Annotated in this window: 18 protein-coding genes; 14 read left to right on the top strand and 4 right to left on the bottom strand. The window is 62.0% G+C overall.

Annotated features, from left to right (window positions below; translation table 11 throughout):
- Positions 1–136: 136 nt before the first annotated feature.
- Positions 137–313 carry a hypothetical protein gene (locus tag NLY42_RS15990; protein ID WP_023687819.1) on the top strand — a complete coding sequence of 59 codons (177 nt, stop codon included), beginning with the start codon at positions 137–139 and terminating at the stop codon, positions 311–313.
- A 185-nt stretch (positions 314–498) separates the two neighbouring features.
- Here NLY42_RS15990 and NLY42_RS15985 read toward each other — a convergent pair whose 3' ends face one another.
- The 4 genes from NLY42_RS15985 to NLY42_RS15970 form a co-directional block, all read right to left on the bottom strand.
- A complete protein-coding gene (locus NLY42_RS15985; protein WP_023754466.1) occupies positions 499–891 on the bottom strand; it encodes a response regulator in 393 nt (130 codons plus the stop codon).
- A gap of 243 nt (positions 892–1,134) precedes the next feature.
- A complete protein-coding gene (locus NLY42_RS15980; RefSeq protein ID WP_023681128.1) occupies positions 1,135–1,665 on the bottom strand; it encodes a DUF1003 domain-containing protein in 531 nt (176 codons plus the stop codon).
- Between the two features lie 20 nt (positions 1,666–1,685).
- Positions 1,686–2,744: an alpha/beta fold hydrolase gene (locus tag NLY42_RS15975; protein ID WP_023754467.1), complete on the bottom strand. Its 1,059-nt coding sequence runs from the start codon at positions 2,742–2,744 to the stop codon at positions 1,686–1,688.
- A gap of 125 nt (positions 2,745–2,869) precedes the next feature.
- Positions 2,870–3,124 (bottom strand): hypothetical protein, encoded by a 255-nt coding sequence (locus tag NLY42_RS15970; protein WP_023696347.1) that lies wholly within the window; start codon positions 3,122–3,124, stop codon positions 2,870–2,872.
- A 223-nt stretch (positions 3,125–3,347) separates the two neighbouring features.
- On the opposite strand from NLY42_RS15970, the gene NLY42_RS15965 reads away from it, so the two are divergent.
- The 13 genes from NLY42_RS15965 (at position 3,348) to NLY42_RS15905 (ending at position 18,520) form a co-directional block, all read left to right on the top strand.
- Entirely contained in the window at positions 3,348–6,500 is a 3,153-nt protein-coding gene (locus NLY42_RS15965) for a GAF domain-containing hybrid sensor histidine kinase/response regulator (RefSeq protein ID WP_023696348.1), read from the top strand.
- A gap of 365 nt (positions 6,501–6,865) precedes the next feature.
- A complete protein-coding gene (locus NLY42_RS15960; RefSeq protein ID WP_023681124.1) occupies positions 6,866–7,834 on the top strand; it encodes a manganese catalase family protein in 969 nt (322 codons plus the stop codon).
- Between the two features lie 135 nt (positions 7,835–7,969).
- Complete coding sequence (locus tag NLY42_RS15955) at positions 7,970–9,019, top strand: chemotaxis protein CheB (RefSeq protein ID WP_023687813.1); 1,050 nt, start codon at positions 7,970–7,972, stop codon at positions 9,017–9,019.
- Positions 9,020–9,291: 272 nt separating this feature from the next.
- On the top strand, positions 9,292–10,074 hold the full coding sequence (locus tag NLY42_RS15950; protein ID WP_023712209.1) for a heme-binding protein: 783 nt from the start codon (positions 9,292–9,294) through the stop codon (positions 10,072–10,074).
- Positions 10,071–11,948 (top strand): methanol/ethanol family PQQ-dependent dehydrogenase, encoded by a 1,878-nt coding sequence (locus NLY42_RS15945; RefSeq protein ID WP_023754468.1) that lies wholly within the window; start codon positions 10,071–10,073, stop codon positions 11,946–11,948. Before NLY42_RS15950 ends, NLY42_RS15945 begins: the two co-directional genes overlap by 4 nt.
- Positions 11,929–12,798, top strand: coding sequence for a substrate-binding domain-containing protein (locus tag NLY42_RS15940; protein ID WP_023754469.1), 870 nt, complete (start codon positions 11,929–11,931; stop codon positions 12,796–12,798). The genes NLY42_RS15945 and NLY42_RS15940 overlap by 20 nt, the downstream gene beginning before the upstream one ends.
- Complete coding sequence (locus NLY42_RS15935) at positions 12,795–13,328, top strand: c-type cytochrome (RefSeq protein WP_023756323.1); 534 nt, start codon at positions 12,795–12,797, stop codon at positions 13,326–13,328. Before NLY42_RS15940 ends, NLY42_RS15935 begins: the two co-directional genes overlap by 4 nt.
- The gene (gene coxB, locus NLY42_RS15930; RefSeq protein ID WP_023754471.1) at positions 13,325–14,338 is read left to right on the top strand and encodes a cytochrome c oxidase subunit II; all 1,014 of its coding nucleotides are present in this window, start codon (positions 13,325–13,327) and stop codon (positions 14,336–14,338) included. Before NLY42_RS15935 ends, coxB begins: the two co-directional genes overlap by 4 nt.
- Entirely contained in the window at positions 14,335–16,305 is a 1,971-nt protein-coding gene (gene ctaD / locus NLY42_RS15925; RefSeq protein ID WP_023725519.1) for a cytochrome c oxidase subunit I, read from the top strand. Before coxB ends, ctaD begins: the two co-directional genes overlap by 4 nt.
- Complete coding sequence (locus NLY42_RS15920) at positions 16,302–16,907, top strand: cytochrome c oxidase subunit 3 (RefSeq protein WP_023681116.1); 606 nt, start codon at positions 16,302–16,304, stop codon at positions 16,905–16,907. Before ctaD ends, NLY42_RS15920 begins: the two co-directional genes overlap by 4 nt.
- On the top strand, positions 16,907–17,248 hold the full coding sequence (locus NLY42_RS15915; RefSeq protein WP_023681115.1) for a hypothetical protein: 342 nt from the start codon (positions 16,907–16,909) through the stop codon (positions 17,246–17,248). Before NLY42_RS15920 ends, NLY42_RS15915 begins: the two co-directional genes overlap by 1 nt.
- The gene (locus tag NLY42_RS15910; protein WP_023668006.1) at positions 17,245–18,123 is read left to right on the top strand and encodes a cytochrome c oxidase assembly protein; all 879 of its coding nucleotides are present in this window, start codon (positions 17,245–17,247) and stop codon (positions 18,121–18,123) included. The genes NLY42_RS15915 and NLY42_RS15910 overlap by 4 nt, the downstream gene beginning before the upstream one ends.
- The gene (locus tag NLY42_RS15905) at positions 18,104–18,520 is read left to right on the top strand and encodes a c-type cytochrome (RefSeq protein ID WP_023668005.1); all 417 of its coding nucleotides are present in this window, start codon (positions 18,104–18,106) and stop codon (positions 18,518–18,520) included. Before NLY42_RS15910 ends, NLY42_RS15905 begins: the two co-directional genes overlap by 20 nt.
- Position 18,521 lies beyond the last annotated feature (1 nt).

Genomic DNA, 18,521 nt, shown 5'->3' with positions numbered 1-18,521 from the left:
GGCATGTCGTGTCTCAAAACCAGGCCACTTTTGAGCGACATGCATTAACCCATAGATTGTGCCTCGATTTGTGTACAGGACAGGGAACCATCAAAGAGCCGCCGAGTTCGTCCAACGGACAAGCCCGGAATCTAACATGGAAGAAATCGGCAAGGCACAACAAAAGGTCATAGCCCGCCTCATACGGGAGTGGATTTCATCGGACGCCAATCGTCGCCAGCTTCGCCAGTTGCTGGATCTGCCGACAGATGCGGACATGCCCAGCGAGCATCGGTCATTGCTTGACGAACTCGACCGAAAGCTCAACCAATGAGCGCCCCTGCTTTCGGCAGGGCTTCCGAGTGGATGCGAGCCGGTGGCGAGGGAAAGGAGCTGAGGTCGACATCTGGTTGAGGCCGCCGGCATTTGACCCAAGCAGACGCGAACGCTTTACGCCGGACGGCGCCGATTGGCCGAAGAAAGAATGTTCGGTGGTTTCGTGGAGCCGCGGTCGGATTCCTATAGGTGAGTTTCTGCACCTTGCTGCGCGTTTAAAAGTTGAGAAACGGCAGTTATGATCTGCGGCAGAAAAAAGGGCTTGGTGATCATTATGCTGTTGGGCACGCCTTCCGCTCCCCAGAGTACCGCGCTGTCGCCACTGATATAGACAACCGGGATGGTCGAGTTGGACCTTCGCAAGTGCCGAGCGACCTCCCACCCCGACTGTCCTGCTCCCAGACGGATGTCCGTGAGCACGGCCTTGAACTTGGTCGGATCGGGGTCGAAAGCCGCCAGCGCCTCGGCGGCACTCCGAGTGCCGACGACCTGGAAGCCGGCCTCCTCCAAAGCTGACTCGAGGTCGAGCAGGATCATTGTCTCATCTTCGACGATCAGAACAGCACCTTCGCTCATCCGGAATCTCCCCAAGCCGCCACCGCTAATACGAGTTCGGCGTCAACTTGGTTCCATCTGACGCGCAGCAGCCTGTTGGTTATCGAAGCTCTACGCTGCCTCGATTGCGCGGCGGACTTGTGACGTCGGGGAGCCACCCTGGAAAAGGCCGACACCGGCTTAGCTGCTTCGACAGCCTTGGACAATGAGGCTGAATTACAGGTTGTAGCCGACGCTTAACCGTTGCCGACGAGGTCGCTTTGATCAAGCGTTCTCCTGATCTCCAGAAGCTTGCTGGATCTGCGTCATCACCTTTTGGGGATCCACATTCTCGGCGAGTTCCGGCAGCTCTTTGTCGGCCGGGGTCGAGATATTCAGACGCGCCGTCAAGGCAGCCACCATCTCGATCAGCCGCGTGGTTTCATGTTCGTTTAGAAGGCTGATCTGCAAATCCAGTTCGGCTCGGCGCTCGCTGTGGGCGGCCATTCTGTTCTGATTGATCAGCACGAAAGTAGACAGGAAGATTGCCTCAACCGAGGCGACCATGGCCAGGATCACGAAAGTCGGGTCCCAGGCTGGGACGGCTGGTATCGCGCCAAGGTTCGCGAGGACCCAGACGACAAGAATTGCAAGGTGCAGATAGACGAAAGTCATGCTTCCCGCGAAGCGCGAAACAGCGCCGGCGACCCACGCTTGAACGCCTTGGTGCTCCTCTTGCTGCCGCCTGTGCTCGACCAGGGCCTGTATGTTCTGGTGGAGCACCGACTGCATGTCGGCTGGACGTTGGTCGCTCATTTGAAAGCCCCGTTTGGAGATCATTCCGTGCAAGCGGCGTCGCTTATCGCCGGTGGCTCCCGCGAGGCCGGATCTGCCTTGAACTCGTCGGCACACGACTTGGGTCGCTGCCGACGGCCCGCTTGGAACAAGGCGTGCCGTCCTGCAATAGTGTGCACCATGCCGACCACTGCCTGCGGGGCGCTCTGATGAACCATATGGCCGGCGCCCGGAACCACCTCAAGGAGAGACCCACCGACTTCCGCGTGCAAGCGTCGTGCATCGCGTTGCGCGTCGAACAACCGGTCCCCGGATCCCGCCATGATGCCGGTGGGCACGGCAATGTCCCTATAGTTGGCTTTTCCCAAGAGGGACGCGGCCAGCATCGATGCTGTCTCCAGAGAAACCGCCCGCAGTTGGGAAGGGCGGCTGGCGACATCTTTGGCCAGTGCGGCGAAGTCGCCGGCGACGACGGCGGGTTTAAAGATCTTCTCCATTGCCCAATGCCAAGCAAGCCTTACAAGCGGCGGCAGCAAGGTGTGACGAAACGCGGTGCCGATCACAGGCAGTGCAGGGAGTGCGGCCAGTGCAAGATCCAGCCGCGGTGGCGGATAGTAGTAACCCGAGACCAGCACGATGCCGGCGACCGATGGAGAATGCCTGCGCGCCAATTCGAGGGCGATCCAAGCTCCCCAGGAATGTCCAAGCACGAGGTATTTCTCTATACCCAGCCCGCAGGCGGCGGCATGTATAAGGTCGGCTTGGTCGCGAGCGGACCAACGCCGGCCGCGCGGCCGTGAGCTTCGCCCAAAACCGGGACGATCAAATGCAAGCACCCGATAGGTCTTTGCCGCCTCATCGAAGATGCCGCTCGACTTGAAATCCTCCGCCATGGATCCATTGCCATGCAGGAGAAGCAGCGGCATGCCGGTTCCGGCTTCGATAAAATGCAGGCGCAGACCATCGATCTCCATCACACGTCCGCATGCCCGGCCGGCAATCGCACGTTTGGCGCGGATGGCGTTGTATGCCGCCAGCGCCGCCAATGAGGCCGCGAGCAACCCGGTCGCGAGTTTCGGTCCATCTCTGTCGAACGCCATGCCCGTGCCTGTTGGAAACCATCTGCCGAACCCAACTCTCGGGGCGAAAGCTTGTTCCGCCAGACAAGACACGCTGTACAACCGGCTCAAGCGTCTTGGAAAGTAGGCCCATGGAGTTGGGACCGTTAAGCCTGGGCAGCGCTGCTGCCTCCCAGTTTCCAATCACCCTGCCAACGTGCGCGCACGGCAATCATCAGCATGGCCGCTTCCGTCATCCCGGTCTGGAAAAGTCTGACCAGCTCTCTCGCGATGGATTCTGCCGCGGTAGTGTCCGACGAAATCTCAAATTCCTCACACAGCGCGTCGAAAACCGACCGAAGCGTTTTCAGGTCGTCTGGATAGAGAGCGTCCGTATTCGTAAGAATGGGTCGGTCAAGCATCAAAACGTCTCCAAACGAGTGAAGTGCGGTTCGGGCACCCAGCCAGCGGGAGCTCGTCAAGTGCCCGCTGGTTTCCCCTTTATCCGCCACAGCGCGCCAAGCTGTCATTAACCTATGACCGCGGTGCGGCGTGTTCGGCTGACCGGCCCGCCAAACAAACTGCCGTCCTGCGGGGAACTCTTGGCCGCAGACTGCATTTAAGTCCGGGCAAAACGGGGGCGAAATGGGGGCCACTTCAAGCAATCCGCGATCTGAACTGCAGCGCTTCGAGCTTTTGGCAGCGCTGGGCGATCGTATTCGCGAGATTACGGATCCCGCAGAACTGGCCTACGCAGCCGCGGAACTGCTGGGGAACCATTTTGGCATCAGCCGAGCCGGATACGGCACGATCGATCTAGAGAAAGAAACGATCACCATTGACAGGGACTGGAACGCGCCAGGCATCAAAAGCCTGGCTGGGACGCTGAATTTCAGGAACTACGGCTCGTATATCGAGGATTTGAAGCGAGGCGAAACCGTTGTCTTTGAAAACGCCGAGACAGATCCGCGAACCAGCAGCCATGCGGAGGCACTCAAAGCCATCAGCGCCCAATCCGTCATCAACATGCCCGTTACCGAGCATGGCGGGCTGGTGGCGCTGTTATACCTGAACCACTCCGCGCCCAGACGCTGGGCGACGGAGGAAGTAGCCCTCATTTCGGCAGTCGCGGACCGGACGCGTACGGCGATAGAACGCCTTCGCGCCGAACTGGCCCTGCGTGAGAACGCCGAACGCCTTGCTTTTCTCGACCGCCTCGGCAGGGAGATAGCCCTCGCGGCCGACGCCGATGCTGTCATGCAGATCACCACTCGGCTCCTCGGCGAACATCTTGGCGTCTCGATTTGCGCCTATGCCGACATGGAGCAGGACCAAGACCATTTCACCATCCGCGGCGATTGGAGCGCACCTGGCTCGCCCAGCATCAGGGGATATTACAGTCTTGCCGATTTCGGTCGCCTGGCTGTCACCAACCTCAGCGCCAACAAGCCGCTTATCATCAACAACAACCTTGAGGAAATCGCTCCCGAGGAAGCGAAGACCTTTCAGGATATCGGGATAACGGCAACCATCTGTATGCCTTTGGTCAAACAAGGCCGACTGACTGCCCTGATGGCCATCCACGACAAGCAGCGCCGCGTCTGGTCGCAACGCGAATTGTCCTTGCTGACCGAGGTGACGGAGCGGTCCTGGGCTCACATCGAGCGCGTTCGCTCGGAACAGGCGGCACGGGCGAGCGAGGAGCGGCTGAGGCTTGCCACCGACGCGGCCGCTATTGGCACCTGGGATTACGATCCCATCAGCGGAGTGCTGCGTTGGGACGACCGGTGCAAAGCCCTTTTTGGTTTGCCGCCGGACGCGGAGGTGACATATGAAAGCGCCTTCCTGGCGGGCCTCCACCCGGAAGATCGCGCACGGGCCGACGAGGCCGTACGCCAGTCGCTCGCGCCGGGCACCCCCTCCCGCTACGACATCGAATACCGGACGATCGGCCTTCGGGATGGCAAGGAGCGCTGGATTGCCGCAACCGGGGAAGCACTTTTCCAGTCCGGCCGTGCGATCCGCTTCATCGGCACCGTGGTTGATGTCACCGCGCGAAAGCGGGTGGAGCATCAGCTTCAGTTGATGAACGCTACTGCGGCAGCCGTGGCGGCCGAGCTTGACGTGGAGCGAATTGTCCAGACGGTAACCGATGCCGGCGTCGTGCTGTCGGGCGCACAATTTGGAGCTTTCTTCTACAATGTGATCGACGACAAGGGCGACAGCTATGTGCTCTACGCCCTTTCGGGGGCACCTCGTTCTGCTTTCGAAAACTTTCCCATGCCGCGCAACACCGCGGTGTTCGAGCCCACTTTCCGCGGCACAAGCGTGGTGCGTTCCGACGATATCCTCACCGATCCGCGTTACGGAAAGAACTGGCCCCGCAAGGGAATGCCGGAGGGCCATCTGCCGGTGCGTTCCTATCTCGCCGTGCCGGTCGTCTCGCGTTCGGGCGAGGTCCTGGGCGGCCTCTTCCTTGGTCATTCAGAGACCGGCGTGTTCGCCGAACAGCAAGAAGCGGCCTTGCTGGGGCTTGCCGGCCATGCCGCGACGGCCATCGACAACTCCCGGCTGTTCAAGGCGCTGCAGGCACTCAACGGCACGCTCGAACAACGTGTCAAAGATGAAGTTGCGGAACGCGCCAGAGCAGAAGAGCACCTGCGCCAAGCCCAGAAGATGGAAGCTGTCGGACAGCTCACCGGTGGCATCGCGCACGACTTCAACAATATGCTGGCCGTCATCATCGGCGGCCTGAACCTTGTGCAGCGCAAGCTCAGAAACGGCGATACCAACGTCCACCAATTCGTAACCGGCGCGATCGATGGAGCACAACGTGCCGCAGAACTTACCAGGCGACTGCTCGCCTTTTCCCGCCAGCAACCACTGGCGCCGAAGCGGCTGAATCCAAATCGCCTCGTCTCCGGTATGAGCGAATTGCTGAACCGGACGCTTGGCGAGACCATCCAGATCGAGACCGTGCTCGCCGCGGGGCTATGGCATGTCGAGGCCGACGCAGGGCAATTGGAAAGCGCGCTGCTCAACCTTTGCGTCAACGCAAGGGATGCCATGCCTGCTGGCGGCAAGCTGACGATCGAGACATCAAACGCCCACGTCGACGAGCGCTATGCCAGGGAGAACGCGATCCCCTCCGGCCAGTATGTGATGATAGCGGTCACCGATACAGGAACGGGCATGACTGCTGATGTTGTCGCAAGAGCCTTCGATCCGTTCTTCACCACCAAGGGGGTCGGCAAAGGCACCGGGCTGGGACTCAGCCAAGTCTATGGGTTTGTTCGCCAGTCCGGCGGCAGTGTGAAGATCTATTCCGAGCAAGGCATCGGAACCACCTTGAAAATATATCTGCCGCGCTCGCACCACGGCGTGCTCGACAGCCAAATCGACGTCGTGGCAGGCGAGCACCCCGGCTGTGCAGACGAGATCATCATGGTTGTCGAGGATGAAGATCGCGTCCGGCTGATGGCCGCGGAAGCGCTGCGGGAACTGGGCTACTCCGTGCTGGAAATGCAAGGCCCACGCGACGCGCTGGTGGCCGTCGAAAGCGGGCAAGTGCCGTCGCTTCTGTTCACCGACGTGGTGATGCCGGAGATGTCGGGCCGGGAGCTGGTGGATCAGGTCAAGACAATGCACCCGTCGTTAAAAGTGCTCTACACCACCGGCTACACACGAAATGCGATTGTCCACAACGGCACGCTCGATTTCGGAACCGAACTTTTGACCAAGCCCTACACGATCGACGAATTGGCAGAGAAAGTCCGGAAGGTGCTGGATCGAAAGTGAACGGGCAACAGCCCGCGACGCTCGCCGTGTGACCGAACCCGGCGTTTGCCGCTAGGTGTGCAGCGAAACGGGCCGAAGGTGTCGACACCGACATCGTATTAATATGGCCCGGCTTCACTTTTCCGAGCCAGTATCCCTCCAGATTTTGTCTACCTCTTGCCCATCCGCGGCCTTGCTCATTGCCGTGATGGCGCAGCACGATCGAAATCTCGTTGCCGCCGGTCACCGGTCGGAGAAATAAATGCCGCCTCTGGCTCCCTGAGATGCTCAACACTGAAGCTGCCGTAAAAATGCTCGCTGGCCGATGGCCGGATGGAACAATCAACTTGCCGGGATGTTCGGATGATCTAACCGGAGAGATGTCCATGTTCATGCACAACAAGCGCCTGCAATACACCGTTCGCGTCTCGGAGCCGAATCCTCGCCTGGCCTGCATGATCATGGAACAGTTCGGCGGCGCCGATGGCGAGCTTGCAGCGGCCATGCGCTATTTCACGCAAGGGCTTGGCGAGGACGATCTTGGCCGTCGCGACATGTTGCTCGATATTGCGACCGAAGAACTCAGCCATCTCGAAGTGGTGGGATCAATCGTCACCATGCTCAACAAGGGGCTCAAGGCACAGCTGGCCGAGGGCCAAATGAAGGAAGCCGACCTTTACCTGATGATCGGCGCCAGCGGCACAACAGCCAAGGAATCAATTCTGTTCGGCGGCGCTCCCGCGCTGTGCGACTCAGCCGGCGTTCCCTGGACCGCGGCCTATGTCGACTCGCGCGGTGAACCTACGGTGGATTTGCGGTCGAATATCGCCGCCGAAGCCCGCGCCAAGATCGTTTACGAACGCCTCATCAACATCACCGACGACCCGGGAATCAAGGACGCGCTCGGCTTCCTGATGACCCGCGAGATCGCGCACCAGAAGTCGTTTGAGAAAGCACTCTACGCGATCGAAAACAATTTCCCTTCCGGCAAGCTCCCAGGCGTAGAGAAGTACGCCAGCATGTATGTCAACACCTCTCAAGGCGACGGCGATGTCGCTGGCCCATGGAATTCCGGCGAAGAGTGGGATCGGATCGATGACCTTGAAGAGGTGATGCCCGTCGACGGCGGAGACGGCCTGGCAACTGTCAAGCTGGGGGCCAAAGACATGAAGGTGGTGGCCAGGATGGCCGACCGTACGCTTTCCGATCCGGCTTCCGATCCGACAACAGGCGCTGATCTAGGAGCAGGCCCGGGAGCTGGCCGTACCAAGAACGCCGATTTCGGCGGCGCGGCAAGCATTCAGGAGGCCCCGGCCGTGGCAGAGGCTGCCGTCAAACGCGCACGTAGGCGTTAGCACAGAGCCGACGCGGGCATCTATGTTCCGCGATGCGGCCGGAAGCTAACACCGACGAAGGCAGGGCATCCGACCAGCAACGGACTGGCCGGAGCGCTCGCATCGACATCTGTGCTGAATGTGGGTGAAGCAACCATGGCCACCGCCGCACCACGACCAGATTCGGAGCGTGCGGACCAGCCGGATAAGGTCCGTCCCGACGGTTGCGAGAACCGGTGCATCGTGACAATCGGAGCATCGGCCGGCGGCGTCGACGCGCTGAAGAGACTTGTCCGCGATCTTTCGCCGGACATCCCGGCGGCTCTCCTCGTCGTACAGCACGTTGGTCCCACGAGTTACCTCGGCGACATTCTCGGTCGCGCTGCCAACATGCCCGTTGCAAATGCCTCCAACGGCATGAAGGTTAAAAACGGGCACATCTTCGTTGCACCGCCGGGAGCTCACCTTCTGTTACACCACGATCATATGCTGCTGCGGCGCGGGCCGCGCGAGAACCTGGCGCGCCCCGCCATCGACCCCCTGTTTCGATCGGCGGCCTGCAGCTTTGGCGGCAGCGTGATCGGCGTCGTGCTCACAGGCAGCCTCTCCGACGGCACCGCCGGCCTGCACGCAATCAAGATGTGCGGAGGCGTCAGCGTAGTCCAGGACCCCGGCGACGCTGCAGTACCCGACATGCCGCTGAGCGCCTTGCAGAATGTGGAAATCGACCATTGCGTCCCTCTGTCCGAAATGGCTGGCCTGTTGCACAGGCTTGCTTCCGAAATCGCAGGACCGACACCAGAAATCCCGTCCGGCATCCGCCTTGAGGCAGCGATTGCAGCTCAGGAGCACAGCACAATGGAATTGACCGAAGGCCAGCTTGGCGCCCCCTCGACATTTGTCTGCCCCGAATGTCATGGCCCCCTATGGGAGATCGAAGACGGGCCGATTACCCGTTACCGCTGCCACACCGGACATGCGTTCGGGGCAGACGTTTTGATGCAGGCCCAGGCTGACGATGCGGAACAGGCTCTTTGGAGCCTTCTAAGAGCGCACCAGCAGCGGGCTGAGTTGGCGAAACGTACGGCAAAACGCGAAGCCGCGCGGGAAAGACACAGCCTGGCCAGTCAAATGGCTGCGCGCGCCGCGGAATACGAAGCCGACGCTAAACTTATTGAAGAGATCATCCATCGTCGAACGCCGTGACATGCAACAGCGTTTGTCAGGGCGGGTACGTCTGCGCTGTCCCGATCGCATTTTCCTGGATCAGCCGCGTTGCCTCACCGCTTGGCCTGTGGCCACGGGTATCCAGGTCCCATGCTTTGATTGAACACCTGCACCCAAATCCAACTGCACGAATTTTATGCAAAGCAGGAACATAGAAGCATTACGCGAGTTAGGCACTGACCCATTGGACGTATCCTCGCATTCTGCGGTCTGCCTGGGTGGTCCTTGTTTTGTAAACGAATGCCAGGACAATGTATCGCTCGCAGCTTTTCGTACCTCTTTTTGGCCTGCTGTTGCTGATGGGTGGCCTGTTCCACGGGCACGAGGCCATGGCGCAGGAACCCTGTCCGGCCGATCACGATAAGCTGCTTGCAGCCCTCAAAGCCAACGTGAAGGCAAGCGGCGGACCAGCCAATGGCGGCTTTGAAACCAACGAATGGGCAGCCATCGTTGCCCGTGACGGCACTGTCTGCGCGATTGCGTTCAGCGGCCCCACCCCCGACTCGCAATGGCCGGGAAGTCGGCTCATAGCAGCGGAGAAAGCCAACACGGCCAACGGTCTCAGCCTGGCTCAGATGGCCCTCTCGACGGCCAATCTCTATGCGGGGGTGCAGCCCGGCGGACCGCTATTTGGCCTGCAGGAGACCAATCCCGTCAACCAGGCCGCGGCCTATACGGGCGATCCCAAAACGTTCGGAAGCGCCGGCGACCCGCTCGTCGGCAAGCCGATCGGAGGCGTCGTGGTGTTTGGCGGCGGGCTTGCCCTCTACGACGGCAAGAGCATTGTCGGCGGCCTCGGCGTTTCAGGCGACTCCTCATGCGCCGATCACAATGTCGCCTGGCGTATCCGCGCGGCGCTCGGCTTCGACAAGGTCCCGGCAGGCGTCAATCCAAATCGCAAGGATGCCATTGTCTACGATCTGGACCCCGGCGGCAAAAGCGCTTCGGGCTGGGGCCATCCGCTTTGTGCCGGAACGGAGGCCGACATCGCGGCCGAACTCGGCGCCGGCGTGGGAGGCTCGATCAATAAATGAAAGCTATGCCGCAGTTGGCATTAACGCGCGTTGACGTAGAACGACGTACCCGCAAATTGGCAGCCGGGAATTCCTTTGGCGCTATCCTTCTGGTGACGCTGCTCGCCTGCGTGCTGCTTCTGGGCGCTGCGTCCGAGCCTCCTAAAACACCAGCGATCGTACCGCCAGCCGCAGCCTCGCCACCCGATGACGGCCAATGGACGATGCCGGCCAAGAACTACGCGTCGACGCGCTTCAGCGAACTCTCCGAGATCAATGAAGGCAACGTCAAGAACCTGCAGGTCGCGTTCACGTTCTCGACAGGCGTGAACAAGGGCCAGGAAGCAGCGCCGCTGGTCGTCGGCAACACCATGTATATCGTGACGCCCTTTCCCAACTTCGTCTATGCGCTCGATCTCTCCAAGCCCGGCGCCCCGATGAAGTGGAAGTACGAACCCAATCCCGAGCCGGCGGCACAGGGAGTGGCCTGCTGCGACGTCGTCAACCGCGGGGTGGCATTCGCCGACGGGCGCATTTTTTTCAATACGCTGGACGGCCACACGATTGCCCTTGATGCGAACACGGGCAAGCCGATCTGGAACACTCATGTCGGCAACATCAACATCGGCGAGACCATCACCATGGCGCCGCTTGTGGTGAAGGGCAAAGTGCTGGTCGGCAATTCCGGCGGCGAGATGGGCGTTCGCGGCTGGGTAAAGGCGCTCGACGCCGGCGACGGTCATGTCGTCTGGATCGCCTATAGCACCGGGCCGGACAAGGACGTGCTGATCGGATCGGACTTCAAGCCGCACTACGACATGGACAAAGGCAAGGATCTTGGCGTCACGACGTGGCCGCCGGAAGCCTGGAAGATCGGCGGCGGCAACATGTGGGGCTGGATTTCCTATGATCCCGATCTGAACCTGATCTTCCACGGCACCGGCAATCCCGGACCATGGAATCCGGATTTGCGGCCGGGCGACAACAAGTGGACGTCTGGCATTTTCGCGCGCGATCCCGACACCGGCGCGGCGAAATGGTTTTATCAATGGAGCCCGCATGACCTCCACGATTATGACGGCATCAACGAGCAGATCCTGCTCGACATGTCCTGGCAGGGCAAGCCGCGCAAGGTGCTGATCCGGCCGGAGCGCAACGGCTATCTCTACATCCTCGACCGGACAACCGGCGAGGTGCTGTCGGCAAAACCGTTTGGTCCGGTCAACTCCAGCAAAGGTGTGGATCTGAAAACCGGTCGGCTGATCGTAAACCCGGACAAGAAGACCGGCACCGGCAAGGTCGTTCGCGATATCTGTCCGACGGCGTCGGGCCTCAAGGACTGGCAGCCTTCCGCGTTCTCGCCGAAGACCGGCCTGCTCTACATCCCGCACAACAATCTGTGCATGGATGAAGAAGGCGTCGAGGTGAACTACATTGCCGGCACGCCCTATGTGGGCATGAACGTCCGCATGATACCAGGGCCCGGCGGTAATCGCGGCGCCTTCACCGCCTGGGACATCGCCGCGGAGAAACCCGCCTGGAGCCTCAAGGAGAATTTCCCGGTGTGGAGCGGCGCGGTGGTGACCGCCGGCGACGTTGTCTTCTATGGCACGATGGAAGGCTGGTTCAAGGCGGTCAGCGCCAAGACCGGAGACCTGCTTTGGCAGTTCAAGACCTCGTCCGGGATCATCGGCCAGCCCATCACCTATCGCGGTCCCGACGGGCACCAATATGTCGCCATCCTCTCAGGCGTCGGCGGCTGGGCCGGCGCCATTGTATCGGGCGATCTTGACCCGCGTGACGCCACCGCCGCGCTCGGTTTCGTCAATGCCATGAAGGATCTGAAGAACGCGACAACCTCGGGAGGCACGCTTTATGTGTTCCGGCTGCCTTGATGGATTGTACTTGACCGTAGGTCCGGCGCGAAAGGGGTGTCAACGGCTGGCGATCGGCATGGCCGCGATTGCCTTCGTGTTCTTGACGGCCACAGCCGACGCACGTGAGCTGAGGGTCTGCGCCGATCCGAACAACCTGCCGTTCTCCAACGCGGCAGGTCAGGGCTTCGAGAACAGGATCGCAGAAATCGTTGCGTCCGATCTCGGCGCCAAGCTGACCTATACCTGGTGGGCGCAGCGTCGCGGCTTCATCCGCAATACGCTGAAGGCGGGCCTGTGCGATCTCGTGCCGGGCACGCCGAGCAACCTCGAAATGCTGCGCACCACCACGCCCTACTACCGATCGTCCTATGTCTTCGTCACCCGCAGGGACGGCCCCGACGTAGCATCGTTCAATGATCCGCGGCTGCGCGACATGCGGATCGGTGTTCAGCTCATCGGCGACGATGGCGCCAATTCGCCTCCGGTCCAGGCGCTTGGCCGCCGCGGTATCGTCGGGCACCTCGTTGGCTATCCGGTCTATGGCGACTATTCCGCCCCCAACCCGCCGGCGCGCATCGTCGAAGCGGTGGCGAGTGGCGAGATCGACCTTGCCGTGGTCTGGGGCCCCCTCGCCGGCTACTTCGCCGCCAGGCAGAAGGTGCCGCTCCGCATCACGCCGGTTGCGCCCCGCATCGACGGACCGCAACTGCCGATGATCTACGACATCTCGATGGGCGTCCGCCGCGAAGACGATGCGCTGCGCGGCGATGTCAATGGCGCCCTCTCCAGGCACAAGGTCGAGATAGATGCCTTGCTGTCACAGTACGGCGTGCCGCGCCTCGATGCCTCGGGGAGCCCGGTGCGATGAGAGCCGTTGTGGCCATGCTCCTGTTTCCAGTCCTGGCGCTCGCTGCCTGCCAGCGCGAGGACCGTGACACGCGCCCGCAATCGGCGCTCGGATCGGGCGAGCAGCCGACGCCTGTGACCACGCTGGAGCCCGGCGGACAGCGCCCCCCCGCCAGCGATAACAAGGCGGCGAGCTTCGAGGCCAACGCCTTCCATATGAGCGAAGGGAAACGGCTTTTCGGCTGGTTCAACTGTTCGGGATGCCACGCCAATGGCGGCGGCGGCATGGGGCCGGCCCTGATGGACCAGAAGTGGCTCTATGGCAGCTCGATCGAAAGCATCCATGCCACGATCCGCGACGGTCGGCCAAACGGCATGCCGAGCTTCCGCGACAAGATTCCCGACGACCAGATCTGGGAGCTTGCGGCTTTCGTGCGCTCGCTGAGCGGCAACGCGCCGTCTTCCGCCGCGCCGCAACGCAATGACGACATGATGGCGCATCCGTCGGAAAACCGCATGCCCGACGCGGCCACGCTGGGGAAGTCGCCGTGAAACGTCTCGTCTCGATGGCGTTCGCCACCACCGGCGCTCTGTTGCTCCAGGGATGCGCGGGCTGGCAATCCGCCCTCGACCCGAAAGGTCCCGCGGCGAGCGAACTGGCATGGCTGATCTGGTTCTTCACCGCGCTCTGCGCCGTGGTGTGGGTGCTGGTGATGATCGCCCTCGTCGTACCCTTGATGATGCGGTCGCGCGCGCAGGCGGAGCCGCTCGCGATCGAGGCCGGCGCCGACGACCGGAAGCTGCGCGCGGTGATGACCGCCGTCGGGTTGACCGCCATTGTCCTGATCGGACTGACCTTGCTGAGCTTCTTCGCCAACAGGACGCTCGCCGCGATCGGCTCGGATGCCGCACTGACCATTCGGGTCACCGGCCATCAATGGTGGTGGGAGGTGCGCTATGAGGATGCCACGCCAAGCCGGATCCTGACCACGGCGAACGAGATCCATATCCCCGCCGGGGAGCCGGTGAAGCTTCTTCTGACCTCGACCGACGTCATCCATTCCTTCTGGATTCCGAGCCTTTCGGGCAAGCTCGACCTCATTCCCGGCCACATGAACGTGCTCGACCTCAAGGCAGACAAGCCTGGTGTTTACCGAGGTCAATGCGCCGAGTTCTGCGGGGCGCAGCACGCAAACATGGGCACCTTCATCATCGCCGAGCCGCGTGCGAAGTTCGACGCCTGGTGGAACGACCAGTTGCAGCCGGCAGCTACTCCGACGGGGGACGAGGCCAAGGCCGGCCAGGATCTGTTTCTGAAGCGCCCTTGCGTGATGTGTCACAGAATAGGCGGCACGCCTGCCGGAGGAACGGTCGCCCCTGACCTCACCCATATAGCCAGCCGGCAGACGCTTGCCGCCGGGACATTGACGATGAGCCGCGGCAATCTCGCCGCCTGGATAGCCGACCCACAGGGCATCAAGCCCGGATCCCACATGCCGGTGGTGGAGCTCAGCGGCGACGAACTCAACGCCATGGTCGCCTACCTCGAGGCGCTTAAATGAGCAGCGCGGACCTCACAAGCGAACGCGACCTGCCGCGCGAAACGCCCGCCACAGGCGACGTCGCACCCGAGCATGACGGACCGCGCGACACCGGCATGGACGATGCCAGCCTGGATCGCTGGCTGGCGCGGACATGGCGCACGCCCCCCGGCATCATCGGCGCGCTGTCGAGCGTCGACCACAAGGTCGTCGCACGGCGCTATCTGATCACCGCCTTCGTGTTTCTGTGCCTGGGCGGGCTCAACGCTGTCGCCATGCGCATCCAGCTCTCAGGGCCGCAGCGCGGTCTGATCGGCCCGGACCTCTACAACCAGCTGTTCACGATGCATGGTGTGACCATGATGTTCCTGTTCGCCGTGCCCATCGTGCAGGCGACAGGCATCTATCTCGTCCCGCTGATGGTCGGCAGCCGCAACATCGCCTTTCCCCGCCTGAACGCGTTCAGCTACTGGATCTATGTTTCGGGCGGTATATTTGCCTGGGTGTCTTTCGCGCTCAACATGGCGCCCGACGTCGGCTGGTTTGCTTATGTGCCGCTGTCAGGCCCCGAATTCGCGCCGGGCAAGCGGGCCGACGTCTGGGCCCAGATGATCACTTATACAGAAGTATCCTCGCTGGCGGTCGCGGTGGCAACCATCGTCACCGTGTTCAAGCAGCGAGCCCCCGGCATGTCGCTGGACAGGATTCCGCTCTACGTCTGGGCAATGCTGGTTACCTCCTTCGTCGTCGTCTTCGCCATGCCCGCGGTGATGATCACCTCGACCTTCCTGATCCTCGACCGGCTGGTCGGCACACATATCTTCAACCCCGCCGAGGGCGGCGACGCACTGCTCTTCCAGCATCTGTTCTGGTTCTTTGGCCATCCCGAGGTCTACATCATCTTCCTGCCGGCGACGGGCATGGTCTCCGCGATCATCCCGGTCTTCGCCCGGCGTCCCGTGTTCGGGCATCTCGGGCTGGTCTTGTCGCTGATCGCCGTCGGTTTCCTTTCGTTCGGCCTCTGGGTCCATCACATGTTCGCGACGGGGCTACCCAAGCTCGGCGCCAGCTTCTTCACCGCGTCGAGCATGCTGATCGCCATCCCCAATGGCGTTCAGATCTTCTGCTGGCTGGCGACCTTGTGGGACGGCAGGCCGGTGATCCGCACGCCGCTGCTGTTCGTGTTCGGCTTCTTTTTCATCTTCGTCATCGGCGGCCTCACCGGCGTCATGCTCGCTTCGGTGCCGCTGGACCTCCAGGTGCACGACACTTATTTCGTCGTCGCCCATTTCCATTACGTGCTGATCGGCGGTTCGGTCTTCCCGCTGCTGGGCGCGGCCTATTTCTGGTTCCCCAAGATCAGCGGCCGCATGATGAGCGAGCGTCTCGGGCGCTGGCATTTCTGGCTGGCTTTCATCGGCTTCAACGCGGCTTTTTTTCCAATGCATCTCGTCGGGCTCTGGGGCATGCCACGAAGGGTCTACACCTATCCGGCCGAGCTTGGCTGGGGCAACATCAACCTGTTCATCAGCGCTGGCGCGGTGCTCTTTTTCCTCAGCTTCGTACTGTTCACTTTCAATCTTGTACACGGCGCGTTGAAGGGCGCGCTGGCCGGAAACAATCCCTGGGATGCCGGTACGCTCGAATGGGCGACGTCTTCGCCGCCGCCAAGCTATAATTTCGCGCGGATACCGATTGTCACACATGTCGAGCCGCTCTGGGCCGAACGGGAGGCGATGCCTGTGGCGACCGGACTCCGCGTCGATGTCCGTGAGCTATTGATCTCAACCGTGGCGGAAGCCCACCCCGACATTCGCGAGAAATCGGCGACACCGTCGATCTGGCCGCTGCTGGCGGCAATCGCCGTCGGCGGTACGTTTGTCTATTCGATCTTCACGCCCTGGGCGATCGTCTGGGGCGCCGCGCCGATCGCCATCACCTTGATCGGCTGGTTCTGGCCCAAGGACGACCCGGAGGATGAGGGATGAGTGAGCGTCCCAGCTTGGATCTTTCGGACCTCCCAACCTTTGGACATGGTCCGCGCAGCCCGACTTGGTGGGGAACGCTCGGCTTCATGGCGCTGGAAGGCATGGGCTTTGCGTTGGCCGCCGGCGCTTATCTCTATCTCGCCACTTTGTGGCCCAACTGGCGTCTAAGCGCCCCGCACCCCAACCATTGGCCCGGAACGATCGTCACCATCCTGTTCATTATCAGCGTGGTGCCGAATCACATCCTCCACGGCCATGCCAAGCAATGCGCGATCGTACCGGTCCGGATCGGGCTGGTGGTGATGTCGCTGCTCGGTCTGGCCCCGCTTGTCGTGCGCTGGTTCGAATTCCCTGCGCTGAACATCTACTGGGACACGAACGCCTATGGCTCGATGCTCTGGGTGCTGCTCGGGCTGCACACCACACACCTGATCACCGATGTCGGCGACACCATCGTTTTGACGGTGCTGATGTTCACACGCCATGGCTACAGCGGCCGGCGCTTCGGCGATGTCGGCGATAATGTCTTCTATTGGGATTTCGTGGTGCTGACCTGGATCCCGATCTATCTGCTCATCTACTGGATGCCGAGGCTAGGCTGATGCGTGCGTTGAAAATGGGAACGTCCTGGGGTGGTCTTCTGTCGGGGCCGATGGCTTGGGCAATCTCGACGCAGCTGAACTACGCACTCGTACCATGGCAGTGCAACCGCCAGGTGCCGGTGGTGCTTCCCGTGGCACTGGTGCTCGCCGTGCTTTCGCTGCTCGGCGGTGCCTTGTCATGGCGGGCGAAGCGGCAGGGCGGCGCCGCCTTCAAGCCTGAGCGCACGCGCAGCACCGAGCAGTTCGTCGCCGATCTCGGCATGCTTGCGGCATTGCTGTTTGCCCTCGTCATCATCATGCAAGGCAGCGCGGCTCTCATTCTCGACGAGTGCCTGCGATGAGCTTCGACGCGTTCTTCTCGACCTCGATCTGCTACGGCGCCGGCGCGCCCGAGGCCGGATGGACGCTCGCATTTCCCATCACGTTTCCGCTGGCCGCGATTGCCTTCCTTTATACCATCGGAGCGACTCGGTTGTGGCGCCGCAGCAGCCGAGGCCGTCCCGAGCGGATGCGGCAGGCGTTGTTTTTCGCCGCCGGTTGGGGCGTGCTGACGGCAGCACTGGTCAGCCCCATCCATGCGCTCGGCGAGCGGGTGTTTGCCGCCCATATGATCGAGCATGAACTGCTGATGGCGGTGGCGGCGCCCCTCCTTGTCGCCGCTTGCCCAGGCGCAGTCCTGCTCTGGTCCTTGCCGGCCGCACTTCGCCGCGGAACGGGCAAGCTCACGCGCGCAAAGACGCTGCAATCGGTTTGGGCCCTGGTGATCCGCCCCCTCAACGCGACGATCATTCACGGCGTCGCCATCTGGATCTGGCACATTCCGGCGTTGTTCCAGGCAGCGCTCCAGCAGGGCTTTCTTCATTATGCCCAGCATGCGAGCTTCCTCGGCACAGCCTTGCTGTTCTGGTGGGCGCTCCTACCGCGCCCCGGTCGGCAGCAGACCTATGGCAACTCCGTCATGCATCTTTTCTTCACCTCGCTTCATACCGGCCTGCTCGGTGTCCTGCTGCTGATGTCGCCCAAACTCTGGTATCCGGAGAATGGCGCCGGCGCGGCATTGTGGGGACTGACCGCGATCGAGGACCAGCAGCTCGCCGGATTGGTAATGTGGGTTCCGGCCGGCTTGATCTATGGCGGCGCCGCCTTGCTGCTCGCCGGCCTCTGGATAAGCAGCAGCGCAACCAGGGAGGCAACACATGCGTTCCGACCTGGTTAGGCTGATCGGGGGCGCCCTTGCCGCAATCCTGCTGCTGACCGCGGCTGTCGCAGCCGCGACTTTGTGGTCCGACCGGCGCGAGCGCGTCCGGCACGAGTCGGATGCAGCGACCGGGGGCGTAGGCGCTCGCGCCATTCCAATCATGACGGCGAATGGCTGCTCCGGCTGCCATACGATACCCGGCGTGCCGGGTGCGCAAGGCCAGGTCGGACCCCGCCTGGACGGTGGCCTTGCCGACAGGGTCTTTATCGGTGGCCTGCTGGCAAACAATCCGGAGAACATGGTCCGCTGGATACGCTCGGCGAGGGAAGTCAATCGGCACACGGCCATGCCGTCGACGAGGATCACCGAGCAACAGGCGCGGGACATCGCCGCTTATCTCTACGCGTTGAAGTAAT

Origin of the sequence: Mesorhizobium sp. C372A (genome assembly GCF_030323245.1) — a bacterium.
GTDB lineage: Bacteria > Pseudomonadota > Alphaproteobacteria > Rhizobiales > Rhizobiaceae > Mesorhizobium.
The sequence above is the reverse complement of the archived record's forward strand: the minus strand, read 5'-3'. Positions and strand labels throughout refer to the sequence as shown.